Genomic DNA, 20950 nt, shown 5'->3' with positions numbered 1-20950 from the left:
GTATTGCAGACTACTGCAAGGTTCTGTCGACGATGTCACGGCTGTCTCTCGACAGATTTTCGCATGCTGAAATCCTCAAGAGGGCAGATTCAGCAAGGGCACTTCTTTGTGGGTCAAGTGCGCGCCACGAGCGGAAGCTCGTCAGAAGTCTCGATGCCACTTGTGGATTTCGCTTGTCGATCTCCAGAACTGATTCGGCGATCAGTTCAAATCCGGCACCATCCATCCGGGCAAATTGTGTCGGGTTGCCGGTGGCAAAGGATTGCAGCAGCGAGCGGACACGGTTCGGGTTGCCGGCATCGTAGGAAGGGTCCGACATCAATGCCTTGACCCGGTCCAGCGTTTCGTTGCCGGGTGCGGTGGCCTGGGTCATGAACCACTTGTCCATGGCCAGAGAGCTGTCCGTGTGCCGCTCGCGGTAAGCTGCAAGCGCTTCCTCTTCACGCGGCATATGATCGTGAACCAGCAGGGTGAGGGCCGCGAGGCGGTCAGTCATGTTGTCGGCAGAGGCAAACCGCGACCAGACCAGGTCAGTCGCATCGGCTGCGCCGGAGACTGCGTAATAATGCAGGCAACGGTTTGCGAGCGCTCGTTTTCCGGCTGCCTGCGCATCCGGCGAAAAGGTCCCACTTGCGGACTGGTCGGTAATGAACGGGACGAGGGAAGATCCGAGGCGGGCGGCAACTGCGCGCCGCAGCATCTGACGGGCGGTATGAATGGCGTCCGGGTTGACGTCCTTGCCGATTTCCTGTGCGACATCCGCTTCGCTGGGCAAAGTGAGTGCCTGCGCACGCAGGGCTTCATCCAGCTGGTTTTCACCCAGAACAGACGCGAACACACCAATGACGTCTTCGGACGGCGTGCCTTCCGAGCCGTCACGGACCAGGCCGGCAAGCCTCACAAGGTCCTGCATCGCCAGCGTCTGCACCGCCTGCCATCGATTGAACGGGTCTCGATCCTGTGCTGCCTGAAACAGGAGTTCCTCGGAATGCAGGGGCTCGTTCAGACGGACGGGCGCGGAGAAACCGCGCAGGAGAGACAGAACGGGAGCGGCGGCGACATTGTGGAAGACGACGTCCTGGTGAGCCTTGTCGAGCACAAGCACATCGCCGGCGACGTTGGCACCCTCCACGGAGCCTGTCTCCATGTCCTCGCCATTAGGGCCGATCAATCCGAAACGAAGCGGGATGACTGCCGGTTTGCTGGACTTCTGGCCGGCAATGGGCGGAATTTCCTGGGACAATGATACGGTGAAGGACTTGCGGTCGGGATCATATTCCGTTTCCACCGACACGACTGGTGTTCCTGCCTGCTCGTACCAGAGCGAAAACTGTTCAAGATCGGTGGACGATGCTTCCTCGAAGCACGACAGGAATGCCTCGATTGTGGTTGCTTCGCCGTCATGGCGGTCGAAATAGAGGTCCAGTCCGGCCCGGAACTTCTGTTCGCCCAGAAGCGTCTGCAGCATGCGAACAACCTCGGCGCCTTTTTCATAGACGGTTGCCGTATAGAAGTTATTGATTTCATGATAGGTTCGCGGACGCACGGGGTGTGCGAGCGGGCCTGCATCCTCCGGAAACTGATGCGATTTCAGCAAGCGCACATCGGCAATGCGCTTGACCGCGCGCGAGCGCATATCGGACGAAAACTCCTGGTCGCGGAACACCGTCAGGCCTTCCTTCAGGCACAGCTGGAACCAGTCCCGGCAGGTGATGCGGTTTCCGGTCCAGTTGTGAAAGTATTCGTGCGCGATCACGGCTTCAATGTTGGCGTAATCCTGGTCGGTTGCCGTTTCCGGGTCGGCCAGAACGTACTTGTCGTTGAAGATATTGAGGCCCTTGTTTTCCATCGCGCCCATATTGAAGTCCGACACGGCGACGATGTTGAACACATCCAGATCGTATTCGCGGCCAAACACTTCCTCGTCCCAGCGCATGGACCTCTTCAGGGAATCCATGGCCCAGTCACACAGGCTCTCCTTGCCGTGCTCGACGTAGATGTTGAGTGCGACCTCCTTGCCGGACATGGTGGTGAACTTGTCCGGAACTTCGGCGAGATCGCCCGCAACCAGTGCGAACAGATAGGCCGGTTTGGGGTGCGGGTCGTGCCACACGGCATAATGCCTGCCGGTGCCTTCGATATCTCCTGTCTCCGTCAGATTGCCGTTGGCCAGGAGAACGGGGCAGTCTTTCTTCGAGGCCTCCAGACGTGTCGTGTAGACGGCAAGGACATCCGGTCGGTCCAGAAAATAGGTGATCCTGCGAAAGCCCTCGGCCTCGCATTGGGTGCAGTAGGTTGCAGAGGAGCGGTAGAGCCCCATCAGCTTCGTGTTCGCGTCCGGATCGAGTTCGGTCACGAGTGTCAGCTCGAACGGATCGGCGGGCGGTGAGGCAAGTTCGAGACGGTCGGCTGTCGCTGCATAGGCAGTCTCGGCAAGCGCTTCGCCATTCAGCTTGATGCCCGCAAGTGACAATTCGTCACCATCCAGCACAAGCGGGGCGCCAGCCTCTGTTCCCGGTTGCCTGCTGACCTCAAGCGTCGCGGTCACGCGGGTTGCGCCGGGGGCGAGTTCAACGTTCAGGGCGACCTTGTCGATGCGATAAAGTGGCGGTTGATAGTCTTCCAGCCGTATGGCTGGCGCCGTTTCTGAACGCATCGAATTCTCCTGCTGATGTTAGGCGCAATTGCCTGCCTGTGCCTGGCCGAAAGGCCCTTATTGAAGGCCGCAACCGCACCCTCATGGAAATGTGAGGATGAGCTAAGGCGTTAGCATGATCGCAGATTACGGCAAAGTCCTGTTTGACCTTCCGCAAGGGCCGGTATTCCGTCAGCCTTTGATAACACCTAAATACGGACGGGAGGTTTTGACGGCAGCCGGGGCATTGTCTATGTCAGGTGCGTCGTAAGTTGCAGGGAATTTTTTAATGAGCCGTTTGGACAGTTTTATTCGTCGAATGACATCCCAGAAAACATTGCTCGAATTTCTGGTCGAAAAGGTCAACGAAGTCGAAGGACCTATCCTCGAACTCGGGTTGGGCAATGGCAGAACCTATGACCACTTGCGCGAGATTTATCCGAACAAGGAAATTTTCGTATTCGATTTCGCCATGGACTGCCACCCGAGCTGCGCGCCGGACGCGCATCACATGATCCTCGGCAACATTCGCGACACGCTTGTTTTTTGCGGGCCGCGGATCGGGGCGAAGGCGTCGTTCGCCCATATCGACATCGGTTCGGCTGATCCCACGAATGATCTGGCGACAGCGTCCTGGCTGGCTCCGTCAATCGATGCCCACATGGCCGTTGGCGGAATTATCCTGTGCGCGCTCGAACTCAACCTGCCGAATTACGAGACCCTGAAAAAGCCGGATGGCATTCACCGGGGCCGCTATCATATCTATCGCAAGACATCAGAAGCCTGACCGTCGGCACTATTCAGGAAGAGACACATGACCGCGCCGCTCAAAGGCATCAAGGTTGTCGAACTGGCCCGTATTCTGGCCGGCCCCTGGACGGGCCAGACCCTCGCGGACCTGGGGGCAGACGTCATCAAGGTGGAAAGTCCGCAAGGCGATGATACCCGGGGCTGGGGACCGCCATTCGTCAAGGACGAGGCGGGCGCGGACCGGGATGCCGCCTATTTTCATGCCTGTAACCGCGGCAAGCGTTCCATTGCGGTGGACTTTCGCACACAGGAAGGTCAGGACCTCGTCCGCCGCCTGGTGGCGGATGCCGACATTCTGGTCGAGAACTTCAAGGTCGGTGGGCTCGCCAAATACGGCCTCGACTACGACAGCCTTTCCAACGTCAACCCGAAGCTGATCTATTGCTCGATCACCGGGTTCGGCCAGGACGGGCCCTATGCACATCGGGCCGGCTACGACTTCATGATCCAGGGCATGGGCGGCATCATGGATCTGACCGGAGACCCGGAAGGCGACCCGCAGAAGATCGGGGTGGCGTTCGCGGACATCTTTACCGGGCTTTACGGTGTCATCGGCGTTCTTGCCGCCTTGCGCCGCCGCGATGAAACCGGCGAAGGCGAATGGGTCGACATGGCATTGCTGGATGCGCAGGTCGGTGTGCTTGCCAATCAGGCGCTCAATTACTTTGTTTCCGGCAAGGCACCGAAACGTCTGGGCAATGCGCATCCCAACATCGTTCCCTACCAGGTCTTTCCGGCCAGCGACGGGCATCTGATCATCGCGGTCGGCAATGATGGCCAGTTCAGACGCCTGTGTGCTGTTCTTGGCCAGCCGGAACTTGCCGACAATCCCCGCTACGCCACCAACGCAGCTCGGGTTGCCGCCCGCTCGGACCTTGTGCCGATCCTGACGGCTGAAACGTCGACGAGAGCCCGCGACGATCTCCTTGCCGCGCTTGAAGGCGAGGGTGTTCCGGCTGGACCGATCAATTCCGTGGAAGATGTCTTCAACGACAAGCAGGTGTTGCACCGGGATATGAAGGTCGACCTGCCGGCGACCGGTGTCGAAGGAGGCTCGGTTGCCTCCGTCCGCACGCCCATCAGGTTTCGGAACGGGACACTTGTGCTGGACCGGGCCGCACCGGCACTTGGCGAGCACACGGAAGAAGTCCTGAAGGAACTGGGCATCACGTCTGACCCGAAATCCTGAACGAAGAAAGCATTGCCATGAGCACCCCGGAATACCTCAAGGTCTCCGATAGCGAAGTTCTGTCCAATTCCTGGGGAACGCTGACCCGCCACCGGATCGAGTACAGGCGCCGGGACGGCGATTGGCAGGAACAGGTGCGTGAAGTCTACGACAGGGGGCATGGCGCAGCCTGCCTGCTCTACGATCCGGAGCGCAATTGCGTGCTGCTGACGCGCCAGTTCCGGCTGCCTGTCTGGGCTGCCGGCCGAGATCCGATGCTGATCGAAGCACCCGCCGGTCTTCTGGAAGGTGCGCATCCGGAGGATCGCATGCGGGCGGAGCTGATAGAGGAAACAGGATTTGAGGTTTCGGACCTGGAACATCTGTTCGATGCCTTCAGCAGTCCGGGATCCGTAACCGAATATGTGGCATTCTTCCGCGGGACATACCATCTGAAGGACAAGGTTGCCGAAGGTGGCGGCAAGGAAACCGAGGGCGAAGATATCGAGGTGATGCACGTTCCGCTCGACCAGGCACTCGAGATGATCCGCTCGGGTGAAATCATGGACGCAAAAACCATTATCTTGCTGCAGGAACTGGCCCTGCGTCGATTGACCGGCTAAAGGCAAAAGACATCGCGGTGGCAGTCCTTTGCGGTGGAAAGTCGAAAGCTTGCCTTAATTTGACGGAAACTGTCATGCAGGTAAGCTGCCTGTTCGCAACAAGGGTCACCGCCCAATGAAAAAATCGAAACGCACCGGCCGGCGTATAATGCTGCCCCTGACAACCATCGTCGGGCTGGGGTTCGGTGCGTTTGTTGCGATTGCGATCGGTCTTGTCCTGGGCCTGTCTGTCTCGGCCAACTTTCGCAACACGTTTTCCCTGTTGAACGACAAGACGATCCTGAGCACCCAGGCGCTCGAGACGCAGCTGCGGACGCATTTCGTGTCTGTCGAAAACGCGATCATCGGCCTGAAGCCCTATTTCGACGACGGCACGCTCGGCTTCGACGATACGGAAAGGACGCTGCAGGATCTCTCGATTGCGCTGAAATCCAATCACGACATCACCACACTGGTGGTGACTTCGACCGACAGAAGCAAGCTGGGGATCTATCGGGCACCGACCGGCAAACTGTGGCGGATTGAAACCGACGCGCCACCACCCGGCATGAACATGCAGGAAATGCCGCAGTTGAGCGCCGACAGTCCGCCGACCTGGGGCCCGCTCGTCAAACACGAGGTCGGTCTATTCGCGAATGTTTCGGTGCCGTTGGTGCGGGACGGCAAGGTTGCCGGCATGCTGACAGCTGCGACGTCCATGGAAGAACTTGCCCACATCGTTTCTGCTCAGGACGAGGGTGGCGACAATACCGTTTTCATCATCGCGGACGGCGATCAGGTGATCCTGCATTCGGACGCTCCCTGGCTCCAGACCGGTGGCAACATTCAGGACAAGTTGCCGGGCTCCTGGCAGACGATCGGCGACCCCGTTCTGGCCGCCATGGTAAATGAAGAAAAGCTGGACGAATTCAAGAAAGCCGCGGAACTCGGCATCGACGTTTCAACCGTTGATGCAAACAACGAAGAATATATCGTCATGAAGGCCCAGCTGGATGGTTTCAGCGACCGGCCCTGGACTGTCGGGCAGTATTACCTCAGCGCGACGGTCTCCCGCGAGCTGCGGCGTCTTGCAGGCTCCATGTTTGTCGGCTTCGGCGCACTGGTGGTGTCGGTGCTGATCGCATTCTGGATGGGGCGGCGTGTCGCTCGCCCGTTGCGGTACCTTGCGGTTCAGTCCAAGCGCATCGGCAGCCTGTCGCTCAACGAAGTAGAGCCCCTGCCGCGCAGCCGCGTTGCGGAGATCGATCAGGTGGCGCTCGCCTTCAATTCCATGGTTGAAGGCCTCAAGGCCATGAACACCTATGTGCCGCGCTCGCTCTTCATCAAGCTGATGCGATTGGGAGGCGGGAATGCTGCCCAGGCGCGTGGTGCCGAACTCACGATCCTCTTTACCGATATTGTCGGGTTCACGGCCTTGTCCGAGCACCTGAGTGCGGAAGAGACCGCCAGCCTGCTGAATGACCATTTCGCTATCCTGGTCGAGGCTGTCGAAGGGGAGGGCGGCACGGTCGACAAGTTCCTGGGAGATGGCATGCTGGCCTTCTGGGGCGCGCCTGATGCCCGCCCGGACCATGCGGAGGCTGCTGTCAGAACCGCACGCCGGATTGCAGCCGCGCTGCATCAGTCGAATCTGAACGCGGTTACCCAGGGGCGTCCGCCGATGGCGCTTCGGATCGGTATTCACACCGGCCCGGCGGTTGTCGGCAATGTCGGCGCGCTTGATCGCTGGAACTATACCGTTGTCGGCGACACCGTGAACGCGGCCGAACGCCTGCAGACGCTTGGCAAGGAAGTTCCTGAAAACCCGGAAGTCGTCATCCTGGCGAGTGCGGACACCGTTGCGCATCTGCCTGGTGAGCGACACCAGCGGCCGGTCGGCGCGCATCACCTGCGCGGCCGAAGCGGGCAGATGGAAGTCTATTGGCTCGATCCCTTTCCGCAGTCAAAGCCGGTACACAGGCCCGTGGAGCGGCCGGTGTCTGCCGCGGAGTGATTCCTTCCGGACCATTGGATCGCCGGCTAAGCTTCCAGCTAGTCTGTTTCGTGTTCAGATGAACGCAGAAAAAATGATTTCAGGTTCGTTCGACAATTGCAGTTTAACGTTCGGTTGCACCCGTTAATCGAGTGGTGGAACGGGTCTGCTCTTGCAAACTGTGACGAACATCACAGTTTGTTTTCATGAATCCTGCATTGCTATCCACTGGCGAATTTGGTTGTCTTTCAAATGCAATGAGGGCTTAGTAAGCCTCTGTCAGACAATCCTTGCCTGGGAGGAAATGCGCGGTGAATGTTCTCTCGATTGAGGGACTGACGGTTGATTTTAATACGGCGGAAGGTCAGGTCCGAGCGGTCGACAATGTGTCATTTGTCGTACCCGAGAACCGGACTGTCGCGCTGGTGGGCGAATCCGGGTCGGGCAAGACGGTCATATCGCAGACGATCATGGGTCTTCTGCCCCAGGCTGCATCCATTACATCCGGGAAAGTGATCCTGGCGGATCCGACCGGCGCAGAGCCGCCTGTCGATATCGCAGCGCTTGAGCGCAAGGGACCGCAGATGCGGCACCTGCGCGGCAACCGGGTTGCGATCATTTTCCAGGAGCCGATGACGTCACTGTCGCCGCTGCATACCATCGGCGACCAGATCGGCGAAGCCGCACTTCTTCACCGCAATGTTTCCAGTGCCGAGGCACGTGAACTGACCAAGACCATGCTGAGCCTGGTCCAGTTCCCCGATCCCGAGCGCGCTCTCGACACCTATCCGTTCGAACTGTCAGGCGGCCTGCGCCAGCGCGCGATGATCGCAATGGCCATGATCTGCCGCCCCGCGCTGTTGATCGCGGACGAGCCTACCACCGCGCTCGACGTCACAATTCAAGCGGAAATCCTGAAACTCATTCGCGAAGTTCAGGCCGAACTGCGCATGTCCGTCCTGATGATTACCCACGACTTTGGCGTGGTTGCCAACATGGCCGACGAAATCGCGGTGATCTATCATGGCCGCATCATGGAAAAGGGCACTGCCCAGCAGCTCTTCTCCAATCCCAAGCACGACTATCTGAAGGCTCTGCTCAACGCGGTCCCGAGCTTCCACATGGACCGGGACGAGCGGCTGGTGCCGATCCGGCCCATCAAGGTCCGCTCTGAGGAACTGACGGCCAATCGCCCGCATTGCGATGTCAAGCCGGGCGAGCCACTGGTCGAAATGCGCGATGTCACCAAGCGGTTCACCCTGCGCAAGGGGTCTTTCCTTGGTGGCAAGGTCAAGACCATGACCGCGCTCGACAGCATCAACCTGACGATCCGCCGCGGCGAGTGTCTCGGCCTCGTTGGGGAATCGGGTTCCGGCAAGACCACCGCAGCAAAGGCCATCCTGAGGGCAATCGGTATCGAAGGCGGCAACGTCCTCTACAATCGCGGCAAGGGGCTGGAAGACATCTCCAAGCTCAAGGGCGCGGAACTGATGGACTATCGCCGCCGCGTACAGCTTATTTTCCAGGATCCGTTCTCCTCGCTCAACCCGCGCATGACCATCAACGACACGCTGATGGAACCCCTTGAGGTGCACGGCATCGGCACCCCTCAGGAGCGGGCCGAGCGCGCACGCAATCTGATGAACCTGGTGGGGCTCGACCCGCGTTTCCTGCGCCGCTATCCGCATTCGTTCTCCGGCGGTCAACGCCAGCGCATCGGGATCGCACGAGCTCTCGCGCTGAACCCGGAATTCCTGTTGTGCGACGAACCGACTTCGGCGCTCGACGTCTCGGTACAGGCGCAGATCCTGAACCTTCTGCAGGATCTCAAGCGCGACCTGAACCTGACCTATCTCTTTGTTAGCCATAACCTGGCCGTGGTCGACTATGTTGCCGACCGGATCGCGGTCATGTGCCGTGGACGACTGGTCGAGATGGGCGAAACACGAACTGTCGTCGGCAATCCGCTGCACCCGTACACGAAAGCATTGCTTTCGGCCGTGCCCGAGCCGGACTTGTCGGCACCACTGGATTTTGCCGCCCTAGATGCCAACAGAGCATCGGAGCCGCAATCTTGGCCGGAACCTTTCCGATTGACCGACGGCCAGGCGCCGTCGCTGGTGGAAATGGAACCGGATCACTTTGTCTGCGCACCTGGCCTGAAGAATGCCGGGGCGCTTGAGGGGACTGCAGCATGAAGTTTTTGAATTCCGTAAGGGCCGGTCTTTTCCTGACCGTAGCTCTGATAGCGGGGCCACTGGCCGCGCTGGAGTTGAAGGAAACACCGGGCCTTGATCCGTCTCTGCCACCCGTGGCGGAACGGGTTCCTTCCGACCCTCTGATCGTTGATCTTGAAGCCAAGGGTCGAACCGTCGGCAAGCCGGGAGGCAAGATCGACACCCTGATCGGCCGGGCAAAGGATGTCCGCCTGATCAACGTTTGGGGCTATGCCCGCCTCGTTGGCTACAACGAGCAACTGGAACTGGTTCCCGATATTCTGGCGAACGTCGATGTTGAAGATGGCCGCATTTTCACGCTTCACACGCGCGCCGGCCACAAGTGGTCTGATGGCCATCCCTTCGGTGCCGAGGACTTCCGTTACTTTTTCGAGGACATTGTCAGCAACGAAAGCCTGACCCCGTCAGGTCTGCCGCCGTACCTGCTGGCCAACGGCAAAGGCCCCAAGTTCGAGGTCCTGGACGAAACCACCGTCCGCTTTACCTGGGACTCGCCGAACCCGCTGTTCCTGCCGGAACTGGCAAAGTCCCGTCCGCCGTTCATCTATCGGCCAGCCCACTATCTGAAGCAGTTCCACGAGAAATACGGCGATCCTGATGTGATCGCCAAGGAAGCTGCAAAGGTGAAGGCGCGGGACTGGGCACCGCTCCATAACAAAAAAGACGACATGTACAACGCGCAGAACGTCGACATGCCGTCGTTGCAGCCTTGGGTGCGCAACCGCGATGACAGCGACCTGCGCTTCGTTCTGGAACGCAATCCATACTATCACCGGGTCGACAGCACCGGTCAGCAGCTTCCCTATGTCGACGAAATCATCATGACGGTTGCCGACGGCAAGCTGATCCCGGCCAAGGCCCAGGCTGGCGAAAGCAACCTGCAGGCACGCAACCTCAACTTCGCCGACATTACCGTCCTGAAGAAGGGCGAAAAGGACAATGGCTATGTCACTGCGCTCTGGTCCAACACCAAGGGTGCGGAGATCTCGATCCTGCCGAACCTGACGGTCAAGGATCCGGTCTGGCGCGAACTGATGCGCAACACGAAGTTCCGTCATGCCCTGTCGCTCGGGATTGACCGCAACCTGCTCAACCGGGTCCTGTTCTTCGGGCTGGGAACACCGGGCAACGACACGGTTCTGGCGTCCAGCCCGCTTTACAAGGCCGAGTTCACCACCAAATGGGCGGAATACGATCCGGAACAGGCGAATGCACTTCTGGATGAAATCGGCCTCACCAAGCGCAACGGAAACGGCATTCGTCTGATGTCCGATGGCCGTCCGCTGGAAATCATCGTGGAGACCGCTGGCGAGGAGCAGGTCCAGGATGATGCCCTGGAACTGGTCAAGGAAATGTGGAAAGAGATCGGCGTCGCCCTGTTTGCCAAGCCGAGCCAGCGTGACAACATGCGCGAGCGCGCTATTACCGGTGACCTGCTGATGTCTGTGTGGTCCGGCTTCGAGAACGGCATTCCGACGTCCGAAATGCCGCCGGAAGACTTTGCCCCTGTGCGTGGTGACGCGTTTTCCTGGCACAAGTGGGGTGACTATTTCGAAACCCAGGGTGAGGGCGGCGAAAAACCCGACTGGGCCCCGGCCGAGCGTCTGATGGAACTCTATACCGCATGGTTGAGCTCCAGAACGCCGGAAGAGCGCACCGAGATCTGGGAAGAAATGCTCCAGATCCATGCCGACGAAACCATTCATATCGGTCTGGTTTCCGGCGTTCGTCAGCCGGTTGTGATCAAGAACGTCGAAAACGTACCGCTTGAAGGTATCTACGGCTGGGATCCCGGCGCGCATTTCGGAATTCACCGCATGGATGAATTCTACATGGCCAAGTAAGCAGCAGTGCTGCTTGTTTTCCGGTCCGGCTGGTACTGACGCCAACCGGACGGGGAAGCTGCCAGGGATATCGTTCGGTTCGGAAGATTATCCGAACCGAACGCTTTAAAGGCGACGGGCTGACTTGATCCGGCCCGTTCCGCCAGACGTTTTTCCGGGGACTGACTCTTGGTTGAAAAACGTCATACTATCGAAACCGAATTTGACTTTAAGTGCAGAAATCAGAGCCTGATTTGCGCAAAGTGCCGGGGCTGAGGGGAGTTTAGGTGCTCTATTACATTGTCCGACGTATTTTGATGATGGGTCCCACCTTGCTGGTGATCAGTCTGCTGACTTTCTTCATCATCGAGTTGCCGTCCGGTGATTACATTTCCAACCAGATTGCTGCCCTGAAGTCCTCCGGTGAAAGTTCCTCGGTTGCCAAGCTCGAGTTCCTGCGAAAGGAATTCTCTCTCGATCGTCCCTTCATGGAGCGCTACCTCATCTGGGTCGGCCTCTGGCCGGGGCCTCACGGTTTCGACGGGTTGATCCAGGGCAACTGGGGCTGGTCGTTCGAATTCGACAAGCCGGTGGAGCAGGTCATAGGACCGACACTTCCCTTGACCGTGGTCCTGAACTTCGCGACGATCCTGTTCGTCTACGTGGTGTCATTCCCCATCGGTATTTTCTCTGCAACGCGCCAGTATTCCTGGGGGGACTACGGGTTCACTTTCCTGGGCTATATCGGTCTTGCCACCCCCAACTTTCTGCTTGCGCTCATTCTGCTCTATTTCTTCAATCGCTGGTTCGGCCTGTCCGTCGGTGGCCTGATGGATCCTCAGTACATCGATCAGCCCTGGAGCTTCGACAAGGCGATGTCGGTGTTGGCGCATCTGATCGTCCCGACCATCGTGATCGGGACCTCCGGCACGGCAGCCATGATCCGGCGCTTGCGCGCCAACCTGCTTGACGAGCTTCACAAGCAATATGTCACCACGGGCCGGGCGAAGGGGCTGAAAGAAAACCACCTGCTGGTCAAGTATCCCCTGCGCATGGCCATCAACCCGTTCATCGCCGACATCGGCAACCTGATCCCGTCGCTTGTTTCTGGCTCGGTGATCGTTTCGGTGGTGATGAGCCTTCCGACAGTCGGCCCGGTTCTTGTGTCCGCGTTACAATCGCAGGACCAGTTCCTGTCAGGGTTCATTCTGCTGTTCGTTGCCATGTTGACGCTGATCGGCATGCTGATCTCCGATCTGCTGCTGGCGGTTCTCGATCCGCGCATTCGTCTTGGCGGGAGGGCCTCGTCATGACCATGGACGTGAAGAACACGCCCACGCGCGAAGTCGAGCATTACGTCGATCCGACGCCGTTCAACCCGGCTGTCACCGAGGAGATGACCGCCGAGCAGGAGCGCTTCTACCAGGCTTCCCAATGGAAGATCATGTGGTGGAAATTCAAGCGCCACAAAATAGCGGTCTGGTCAGGCGTGGTCCTGATCCTGTTCTACCTGTGCGTTCCCTTTGCCGAAGTAATTGCGCCCTATGGCGCCAACAGCCGCGACAGCATGCATCTTTATGCTCCGCCGCAACCGATCCACTTGTTTCACGAAGGCAAGCTTGTCGGTCCGTTCGTCTACGGCATGACCTCGGAAATCGACATGGAAACCCTGCAATGGGTGTTCAAGGACGATCCGAACAATGTCCAGCCGCTCCGCTTCTTCTGCAGCGGCGCAAAATACAAGTTCTGGGGGCTCTGGGACGCTTCCTTCCACCTTGTGTGTCCGGCGGAAGGCGGCACGATGTTCCTGTTCGGGACGGACCGACTTGGCCGCGATCAGTTCTCGGGCCTGGTCTACGGGGCCAGGCTGTCACTCACTGTCGGTCTGATCGGCGTCGTGATCTCAATCGTTCTCGGGCTCTTCTTCGGTGGGATAGCCGGCTATTTCGGCGGCTGGATCGACAGTCTGATCCAGCGCGCGATCGAGATCCTGCGCTCACTTCCCGAACTGCCTCTGTGGATGGCACTCTCCGCGGCACTGCCTGTTACCTGGAGCCCCGTCTGGATCTATTTCGGCCTGACGATCATCCTTGGTCTGCTGGATTGGCCCGGGCTAGCGCGTGCCGTCAGGTCGAAGCTGCTGTCCCTGCGTGAAGAGGAATACGCCAAGGCGGCGGTCCTGATGGGGGCCAAGCCGAAGCGCGTGATCACGCGACATCTGCTGCCAGGCTTCACAAGCCACATCATCGCGTCGGCGACGCTGTCGATCCCGTCCATGATCCTGGGTGAGACTGCGCTGTCCTATCTTAACCTCGGTCTGCGTCGGCCGGCGGTTTCCTGGGGTGTTCTCTTGAACGAAGCGCAGAACATTTCGGTGGTGACCGTCTATCCCTGGCTGATGGCTCCGGTGCTGCCGATCATCATTGTCGTCCTGGCGTTCAATTTCCTTGGCGATGGTTTGCGCGACGCGGCAGATCCCTATAAGTGATGCATCTGAAATCTGAAGAACCGGCGGGCCGTTCTGGCCCGTCTTGCTGTTAGGAAGTCACAATGTCGAAGAATGCCACCACCGCCGCTGGCTGGGACGAGGAATATGAAGCCGGTCGCTGGGCCTTCCTGCGCTCGCTGCCTGAAAGCGGCCGATACGGCATTATCGGCATGTGGCTGAGCCTGACCGGCTCCATGGACGACGTTCTCGATATCGGCTGCGGCGAAGGCCTGCTCTACGAGCGTTTGCAGCCCATGGGCGTCAAGCGCTATGTCGGCATGGATCTTTCCCCGGCGTCCCTGCAGATCGCCAATGTCGACCCGGCCATCGCCAGCCTGCGGGCAGGCGACATGCACACTTTCGAAGCTCAGGAAGGCGAAACGTTCTCAGCCATTGTCTTCAACGAGGTTCTTCACTTTGCGGATGACCCAGCTGCCGTCGTTGCCCGCTACGTCCCGTTCCTAAAGGAAAACGGTGTCATCGCGCTGTCGATGTATTCACCGAAAAAACCGGAATCAGGTGCAAACAAGCTGATCAACAAGCTCTGGGAAGCAACCGACGATACCAGTAAGTGGGAAGTGCTGGATGACTATCGTCTCGTCTCCGACAAGAAAGGCGTCACCTGGCGCATGCGGCTGGTGAAGCCGGTGCGATAAGCGCCGGAGAGCCCGAAAATCAGCATTCAATTTGGCGAACACAGTCCTGCTTCCTCGGTCTGAGGAAGCAGGACTGTTTTGATTCCAGGGGGCGGCGTGCTCAGGCAGCGGCACCGCCGTTCCCGGAGTGCACCTGACGTTCCTCCTCGGGAGGACGATTTGCCAAGTGACAGGTGATCAACCCGGAAGCACGACAATCGTCGACTTGCCGCCCTTGTTCCGAAGCGCATGCACATCGGCAAGGTCCGGGTCGCGATGCCAGGCCTTGGCGGCATCGGGCGTGGGGAAGGACAGCAGGGCAACCATGTTCGGCGCATCGATAGCCGCTTCCAGAACCAGAGGTTCGGGATCCGCGGCGATGACGCTGCCGCCATGGCGGGCGAGAGCGTCTGCAGCTTTTTCACGATAGGCGCTGAGCGCTTCGCGATCCGTCACCGTGATCATGGCAATCGCTTGAATGGACATCTCTTGGTCTCCTTTGCTTGAGATGCCAGAAATCTATCGCAGAGCCCGAATGCGAAAAATTCTTCAAATTCGTAATCGAACTGTGCAAAAATGCACGTGCCATGTATAGCTGGGATGATCTGAAATTCGTGCTCGCCATTGCCAATGCCGGCAGCCTGACAAAGGCCGCCCGTAGCCTTGGTGTGACGCATTCTACAGTGTCACGGCGGCTGTCTGCGCTGGAAGAGGAAATCGGCGCACGTCTGTTCGACCGTCTGCCGGAAGGGTTCACGCCGACCACCGCCGGCGAAGAGGCGGTTGAAGCCGCCCGCCGGATGGAATTGGAAGTGCTTGCGCTGGACATGCGCATTGCCGCCAAGGACGATGAACTCGAAGGCCCGCTGCGCGTCACGGCAGCACAGCTTGTTTTCCAGGTGCAACTGGCCGAGATTGTCGCGCGCTTCAAGGAGCGCCACCCGGGCATCGACGTCACCATGAACGCGGCCAACGAAATTCTGAGCCTGCACCGGCGCGAGGCCGATATCGCGGTGCGTGTCACCGACAAGCCCGATGAAAGCCTGTTTGGCCGTCTTGCCACAGGCCAGAACCGCTGTTTCTACGTGTCGAGAGACTTTGCCCGCCGATACCGGGAAGCGGCGCTCGAAACGGTCACATCGCAGGCGGTGCCTTTCATCGCCTTCAAATGGTGGGGCAACAAGGTTCCGAAGGAAATGCGCGATCGGTACCCCAATGGCGAGGTGGCAACGGTCACCGACGACATGATCACGATGCATGCGGCCGTACGGGCCGGCATGGGCATCGGCCGTTTGCCCTGCTTTCTGGGGGATCCTGATCCCGACTTGATCCGCCTGCCGGGTGTCGAGCCTAGCCGTTACTTCGATATCTGGATCCTGACCCATCCGGACCTGAAGAACGTCGCCAGGGTACGAACCTTTCTTCGCTTTGCGGCCGACGCCTTCAAGGAAAAGAGCAGTCTCTACCTCGGGAATTGAGTGACGTTGCCAGCGGTCAGAGCCAGCGGCGAACGCGCGCGCAATAGTCGAGATACTCCTGACCGAACAGGCGCCTCAGATGCTCTTCTTCAGGCCTGATCTGGAATTCGGTCAGGTACCAGACAAAAGCCGGAACGACGGCGAAAACCGTCACCGTGCCGAGGTAGGTGCCGAATGCCAGCAGCAGCAGAACGTCGGCGACATACATCGGGTTGCGCGACACCCTGTAGAAACCATGGGTCACCAGAGTTCTGGCTTTATCCGGCGTTATGGGGTTGAAGGTCGTTCCCGCCATGACAAAGCGAAAAAGCGCGTGTCCGCCAATTGCCAGTCCGGCAATGAGGAACACCGCGGCGATCGAAGTCTGACCTGAAAAGGTGAGGTTGAGCGCCGGAAACAGCCTGGCGCTGGCATACAGCAGAAGCAGTCCGATGCCGACGACGACCGGAGGCGGAAGCAACAGGCGCATTGTCACCTCAGGACCTCTGAAGAACGATTGGTGCGCCGTGCGGGGTGGCCCTGGCCGCGTCGTCCCAGGCCTTGCGCAGGTCTGCAAGTTGTCCGGCGGCGGCAACGTTCTTGGCTGTGAGCAGACCTTCGAAGGCCGCCAGCCAACGGTCGTAGTAGCCTTCGGTCTCGCCGCTTCCGTCGCCGTCCTTGGCAAGCTCGGCGCCCAGAGCCTCAGCCCATTCGCCCCAGGTAAACACTCCGGCTTCATGGGCCTTCACCGTCATGGCGAAAACCCTGGCTTCCCAGGGAGCGCCGAACACCGGCCCGCCGTCTTCATCCAGCGGCAGGCGCGGCGTTTCGAGAAACTTATCGGGCAAGGTCAAGATAAGGCTCCCAGAGATCGATACGCAGGGAAAGCTTGGGATCGCTGTCAGGCCCCCAGATATCGGTCCCCTTGAAGAGGACACCATAAAGCCAGGTCGGCTGTTCGCCTTCGCCGTGCGCATTGGTATCCGGAAACACATGAACGCCGTGAATGGCCTCGATCGTGCCGACAGCATCGCGGGCATAGCGGGGAAGGCGGGTGTGGTGTTCGGGGTTCATGCGCCGCGTATGGACCTTGTCACCGACGCGGAAACGGGCGGGCTGATATTCTTCTCGGTCGACCGGTGCACCCTTGGCCAGAACTCCGGCAACAGCCTCTGCCGCGAGCACGCGCTTGACCGGCTTCGCGGCTTCAAGTTTCCGGCCTTGTTTCAGTTCCTCTTCCGTAACGAGGCCGTTGGCCAGCACAAGTTTTTCTAGGCCCCTGGTCCAGATCTCGTAATAGCTGGAGGTCAGGTAGGTAACTTGCGGCAAGGATTCGCGGGCAAAGCGCGAGGCATCAAGCGTCCAGGAACCGGTTGCGCCCATGGCTAGCGTTACTGCAAACGCGCGTTCTTCCCATTTGGCATGGAAGTTGGGTTCGTTTTCTTCCAGTTCGATGGGACCAAAGCCCATCTGTCCGCCAAGATCTTGGGCGCCGTTCATGCCGCATCCTCCAGTTCGGAAGGATCGAGCGCAAGTCCGGTACCGATCATGCTGTTGCGGGTGACGAGATCCGCCAGGCGTTCCTCGCTCCATCCGTCTGTTCCCGCAGGGCGTTTGGGGATCACCAGATAGCGGATTTCAGCGGTCGAATCCCAGACGCGGACTTCGGTGGCATCTGGCAGCTTTACGCCAAATTCATCCAGAACACCTCGCGGGTCGCGCACGGCGCGGGACCGATAGGGAGCGGACTTGTACCAGACAGGCGGCAAGCCCAGCACAGTCCAAGGATAACAGGAGCACAGTGTACAGACGACCATGTTGTGGGTCTGGTCGGTATTCTCGACCGCCACCATGTGTTCGCCCTGACGGCCAGTGAAACCGAACTCGGCAATCGCTGAGGTCGCGTCTTGCAGGAGCCGGTCCCGGTAGTCCGCATCCGCCCAGGCCCGCGCAACAACGCGGGCACCGTTCTTGGGTCCGATCCTGGTTTCGTAAGTCTCGATCAACTCGTCCAGGGCAGGGGGATCGATATATCCCTTTTCCGTCAGCAGCGTTTCCAAAGCGCGTACACGCAGCTCTATTTCGCTCAATTCGGAATGGTCGTGATCGTGGGAATGATCGTGCTCGTGAGCGGACATGGAAAGCTCCTCGCTGGCAGGTACCTCATATGAGAACGCGGGTCATGGCCTGTCAATTCCAACACGAGGTTGGTCGCCTGATTTTGAGGAGGGTTTGTCATCCCGGATCGGTGTTCGACCTGGTCGCATTTGTCCGGGATGACGGTGTTGCGTGGCTTGGCCTTCAAATTAGTTACGAATGTAACCAATTTGACTTAGGTCAAGGCGGATAGGCTGCGGAGCTATATGGTTACATATGTAACTAATTTGGAGGAGCGGTCCCATGAAGATCGAGCAGATGCATCACGTCGCCTATCGTTGCAAGGACGCCAAGGAAACCGTGGAATGGTACGGCAAGATGCTGAACATGGATTTTGTTCTGGCGATCGCCGAAGATCATGTGCCCTCTACCCACGATCCCGATCCCTACATGCACGTCTTCCTGGATGCCGGAAACGGCAACGTCCTGGCGTTCTTCGAACTGCCGACCAAACCCGAAATGGGGTTTGACCCGAATACGCCACGCTGGGTGCAGCATATCGCCTTCAAGGTGAAGGATCGGGACGAGCTGATTGCGTTCAAGGACCACCTGGAAAAGAACGGTGTCGAGGTTCTGGGCGTGACCGACCACTCTATCTTCCACTCCATCTATTTCTTCGACCCCAACGGTCATCGTGTCGAACTGGCTTGCCCGGATCCCGAAGAAGACCAGCTTCTGGCTCGTCTGGACGAGGTGAAGTGGCAGATGCTGGAAGAATGGTCGAAGACCAAAAGGGCACCGAAACACGCTGAATGGCTGCACGCCAAAGAGCTGGCCGATGTGTGAGCAAGACACATGCCGCCAGTGCGGCAAATGCCGTTCGATTGATGCCGCCTTGGCGGATCTGGGAGGAAAGCCCGATGTTTCAGACCTATCAATATCCGCAATACAGTTATCGTCAGTCGGAGGAGCAGCAGACAGGTACGGTCAAGCGCCACAAGGTGGTGGTGATCGGAGCTGGGCCGATCGGACTGACGGCTGCGCTTGATTTCACCCAGCGGGGCATCCCCACCGTTGTTCTGGATGACAACAACACCGTTTCCATCGGTTCGCGCGCGGTCTGTTACGCCAAACGCCCGCTGGAGATCTGGGACAGGCTCGGCTGCGCCACGCGCATGATCGACAAGGGTATCGAATGGAAGATCGGCAAGGTCTTCTTTCGCGACGACCTTGCCTACACATTCGACCTTCTGCCGGAAGACGGCCACAAGATCCCGGCCTTCATCAACCTCCAGCAATATTATCTGGAGGAATACATGGTCGACGAGGCTCAGAAATCGAACCTCATCGACTTGCGCTGGAAGCACAAGCTCCTGAACTTGCAGCAGGGGGACGATCATGTCGTGCTGACCGTCGAAACGCCTGACGGCGTCTTCAAGATGGAAGCAGACTGGGTGGTTGCCTGCGATGGCGCCAACTCCGATACCCGCAAGATGGTCGGGGCAGGCTTTTCCGGCCAGTTCTTTCAGGATCGGTTCCTGATCGCCGACATCATCATGAAGGCCGATTTTCCGACCGAGCGCTGGTTCTGGTTCGACCCGCCGTTCCACCGGGGGCAGTCTGCTCTTCTGCACAAGCAGTGCGACGATGTCTGGCGGCTGGATTTTCAGCTTGGCTGGGAGGCCGATCCGGAAGAGGAGAAAAAGCCGGAAAACATCATTCCGCGCGTCAAGGCGATGCTGGGAGAGGACAAGGAGTTCGAGCTGGAATGGGCCTCCGTCTACCAGTTCGCCTGCCGGCGGATCGATAACTTCCGTTATGGCCGGGTACTGTTCGCGGGTGATGCTGCCCATCAGGTTTCACCCTTCGGCGCACGCGGCGCCAACACAGGGGTGCAGGACATCGACAATCTGGGCTGGAAGCTGAAACTGGTGCTGGACGGAGACGCCCCGGAAAGCCTCATCGACAGCTACCACACGGAGCGAGCCTTCGCGGCGGACGACAACCTGCTGAACTCGACCAGGTCCACCGATTTCATCACACCGAAAAACGAGGCCTCTCGCAGGTTCCGGGACGCGGTTCTGGATCTTTCGGAGGTGACCGACTTTGCCAAGCCGCTGGTCAACTCCGGACGTCTGTCGGCGCCGACACCTTATGTTGAAAGCGCGCTCAACACGGCCGACGAATCCAGTTTCGCAGGCAAGATGTCCCCGGGTACCTGTTGCGCCGACGCACCTGTAAACGTGAACGGAGAGGCGGCCTGGTTCCTCAACCAGATCGGCGACGGGTTCACCTTGCTTGTCTTTGGCGATGAAGCTGCAACAGATGTGTCAGCCGGCAACGTCAAGGCTCAGGTCCTGCGTGTGGGCAAGGACCTGCAGGACAAGGACGGAACGCTTGCAGCCCGTTACGATGCGGCTCCCGGTACGGTCTACCTGATCCGCCCGGACCAGCATGTTGCCGCTCGCTGGCGCTATTTCAACGACAACAAGGTGGAAGCCGCCTTGAAAACCGCGATGGGAGGCGCATGAACCATGGCCCTAAATCTGAAGCTGAACCTGACACGAAACCTTCCCGATCCGGACGGCTTTTATGAGTATCTGGTCTCCAGTCAGCGCCATATGAGTGACGAGGAAGCAAACTGCATGAATGCCAGGCTGATCCTTATCCTCGCCAACCAGATCGGCGATCCGGATGTCCTCAAAGCCGCCATCGACTTTGCGGCCAATCCGAAGGCGGCAGAGAAAAGGGAAGCGGCCTGAGGCAGAAGGTGCTGGAGCACGTGTGCATCTCATTGCCGTGGCTGTTGTCCGGATGGCTTCAAAACCCTTGATTTTCTGCAACGTCGGGCATGAGGAACTCGTCATCCCGGCGAAGGCCGGGATCCAGTAATCTGCTGCGCCTGCCGTGGTTTTCAGCCGGGTCTCGCGGATACCGGGGCCCGGTCTTGCCGCTTGCGCGGCAAACCGGGACGACAAGGAAAGAGATCAGAAGCTGGCGCCTTT

The 20950-nt window shown here is 59.1% G+C and carries 19 protein-coding genes; 13 read left to right on the top strand and 6 right to left on the bottom strand.

The window, feature by feature from the left end; genetic code table 11:
- Positions 1–10: 10 nt before the first annotated feature.
- Positions 11–2656: an aminopeptidase N gene (gene pepN / locus FIV03_RS25315; protein ID WP_152511417.1), complete on the bottom strand. Its 2646-nt coding sequence runs from the start codon at positions 2654–2656 to the stop codon at positions 11–13.
- A gap of 298 nt (positions 2657–2954) precedes the next feature.
- Between pepN and FIV03_RS25310 the strand changes: the two genes are divergently transcribed.
- The 9 genes from FIV03_RS25310 to FIV03_RS25270 all read left to right on the top strand — a co-directional run bounded on the left by FIV03_RS25310 (position 2955) and on the right by FIV03_RS25270 (position 14412).
- Positions 2955–3422, top strand: coding sequence for a class I SAM-dependent methyltransferase (locus FIV03_RS25310; protein ID WP_209009783.1), 468 nt, complete (start codon positions 2955–2957; stop codon positions 3420–3422).
- A 27-nt stretch (positions 3423–3449) separates the two neighbouring features.
- Entirely contained in the window at positions 3450–4634 is a 1185-nt protein-coding gene (locus FIV03_RS25305; RefSeq protein ID WP_152511415.1) for a CaiB/BaiF CoA-transferase family protein, read from the top strand.
- Positions 4635–4651: 17 nt separating this feature from the next.
- Positions 4652–5236 (top strand): NUDIX domain-containing protein, encoded by a 585-nt coding sequence (locus FIV03_RS25300; RefSeq protein ID WP_152511414.1) that lies wholly within the window; start codon positions 4652–4654, stop codon positions 5234–5236.
- Positions 5237–5384: 148 nt separating this feature from the next.
- A complete protein-coding gene (locus FIV03_RS25295) occupies positions 5385–7229 on the top strand; it encodes an adenylate/guanylate cyclase domain-containing protein (RefSeq protein ID WP_152511413.1) in 1845 nt (614 codons plus the stop codon).
- Positions 7230–7519: 290 nt separating this feature from the next.
- On the top strand, positions 7520–9406 hold the full coding sequence (locus FIV03_RS25290) for an ABC transporter ATP-binding protein (RefSeq protein WP_055658730.1): 1887 nt from the start codon (positions 7520–7522) through the stop codon (positions 9404–9406).
- A complete protein-coding gene (locus FIV03_RS25285; RefSeq protein WP_152511412.1) occupies positions 9403–11289 on the top strand; it encodes an ABC transporter substrate-binding protein in 1887 nt (628 codons plus the stop codon). The genes FIV03_RS25290 and FIV03_RS25285 overlap by 4 nt, the downstream gene beginning before the upstream one ends.
- A 266-nt stretch (positions 11290–11555) precedes the next feature.
- Positions 11556–12581 (top strand): ABC transporter permease, encoded by a 1026-nt coding sequence (locus FIV03_RS25280; RefSeq protein ID WP_031268102.1) that lies wholly within the window; start codon positions 11556–11558, stop codon positions 12579–12581.
- Positions 12578–13756, top strand: a complete 1179-nt coding sequence (locus tag FIV03_RS25275) for an ABC transporter permease (RefSeq protein ID WP_022997806.1) — start codon at positions 12578–12580, stop codon at positions 13754–13756. The genes FIV03_RS25280 and FIV03_RS25275 overlap by 4 nt, the downstream gene beginning before the upstream one ends.
- A gap of 62 nt (positions 13757–13818) precedes the next feature.
- Positions 13819–14412 carry a class I SAM-dependent methyltransferase gene (locus tag FIV03_RS25270; RefSeq protein ID WP_022997805.1) on the top strand — a complete coding sequence of 198 codons (594 nt, stop codon included), beginning with the start codon at positions 13819–13821 and terminating at the stop codon, positions 14410–14412.
- Positions 14413–14589: 177 nt separating this feature from the next.
- Here FIV03_RS25270 and FIV03_RS25265 read toward each other — a convergent pair whose 3' ends face one another.
- Positions 14590–14877, bottom strand: a complete 288-nt coding sequence (locus FIV03_RS25265) for a DUF1330 domain-containing protein (protein WP_152511411.1) — start codon at positions 14875–14877, stop codon at positions 14590–14592.
- A 101-nt stretch (positions 14878–14978) separates the two neighbouring features.
- On the opposite strand from FIV03_RS25265, the gene FIV03_RS25260 reads away from it, so the two are divergent.
- Positions 14979–15869 (top strand): LysR family transcriptional regulator, encoded by an 891-nt coding sequence (locus FIV03_RS25260; RefSeq protein ID WP_062491781.1) that lies wholly within the window; start codon positions 14979–14981, stop codon positions 15867–15869.
- A gap of 16 nt (positions 15870–15885) precedes the next feature.
- On the opposite strand, the gene FIV03_RS25255 is transcribed toward FIV03_RS25260, so the two are convergent.
- From FIV03_RS25255 to nthA, 4 genes are read right to left on the bottom strand one after another with little or no spacing between them, the layout of a single operon-like run.
- Positions 15886–16338, bottom strand: a complete 453-nt coding sequence (locus tag FIV03_RS25255; protein ID WP_152511410.1) for an isoprenylcysteine carboxylmethyltransferase family protein — start codon at positions 16336–16338, stop codon at positions 15886–15888.
- Positions 16339–16345: 7 nt separating this feature from the next.
- Positions 16346–16696, bottom strand: coding sequence for a nitrile hydratase accessory protein (locus FIV03_RS25250; protein WP_152512073.1), 351 nt, complete (start codon positions 16694–16696; stop codon positions 16346–16348).
- Complete coding sequence (gene nthB / locus FIV03_RS25245) at positions 16686–17348, bottom strand: nitrile hydratase subunit beta (protein ID WP_152511409.1); 663 nt, start codon at positions 17346–17348, stop codon at positions 16686–16688. Before nthB ends, FIV03_RS25250 begins: the two co-directional genes overlap by 11 nt.
- The gene (nthA, locus tag FIV03_RS25240; RefSeq protein ID WP_152511408.1) at positions 17345–17986 is read right to left on the bottom strand and encodes a nitrile hydratase subunit alpha; all 642 of its coding nucleotides are present in this window, start codon (positions 17984–17986) and stop codon (positions 17345–17347) included. The genes nthB and nthA overlap by 4 nt, the downstream gene beginning before the upstream one ends.
- A 262-nt stretch (positions 17987–18248) precedes the next feature.
- Here nthA and FIV03_RS25235 point away from each other — a divergent pair, with 262 nt between their 5' ends.
- The 3 genes from FIV03_RS25235 to FIV03_RS25225 all read left to right on the top strand — a co-directional run bounded on the left by FIV03_RS25235 (position 18249) and on the right by FIV03_RS25225 (position 20707).
- Positions 18249–18791: a VOC family protein gene (locus FIV03_RS25235; RefSeq protein ID WP_022997798.1), complete on the top strand. Its 543-nt coding sequence runs from the start codon at positions 18249–18251 to the stop codon at positions 18789–18791.
- A 74-nt stretch (positions 18792–18865) separates the two neighbouring features.
- Positions 18866–20476, top strand: a complete 1611-nt coding sequence (locus FIV03_RS25230; protein ID WP_152511407.1) for an FAD-dependent oxidoreductase — start codon at positions 18866–18868, stop codon at positions 20474–20476.
- Between the two features lie 3 nt (positions 20477–20479).
- Positions 20480–20707: a DUF2783 domain-containing protein gene (locus FIV03_RS25225; RefSeq protein WP_075282037.1), complete on the top strand. Its 228-nt coding sequence runs from the start codon at positions 20480–20482 to the stop codon at positions 20705–20707.
- Positions 20708–20950 lie beyond the last annotated feature (243 nt).

It is taken from the genome of Labrenzia sp. THAF187b (assembly GCF_009363375.1).
GTDB classification, from domain to species: domain Bacteria; phylum Pseudomonadota; class Alphaproteobacteria; order Rhizobiales; family Stappiaceae; genus Roseibium; species Roseibium algicola.
The sequence above is the reverse complement of the archived record's forward strand: the minus strand, read 5'-3'. Positions and strand labels throughout refer to the sequence as shown.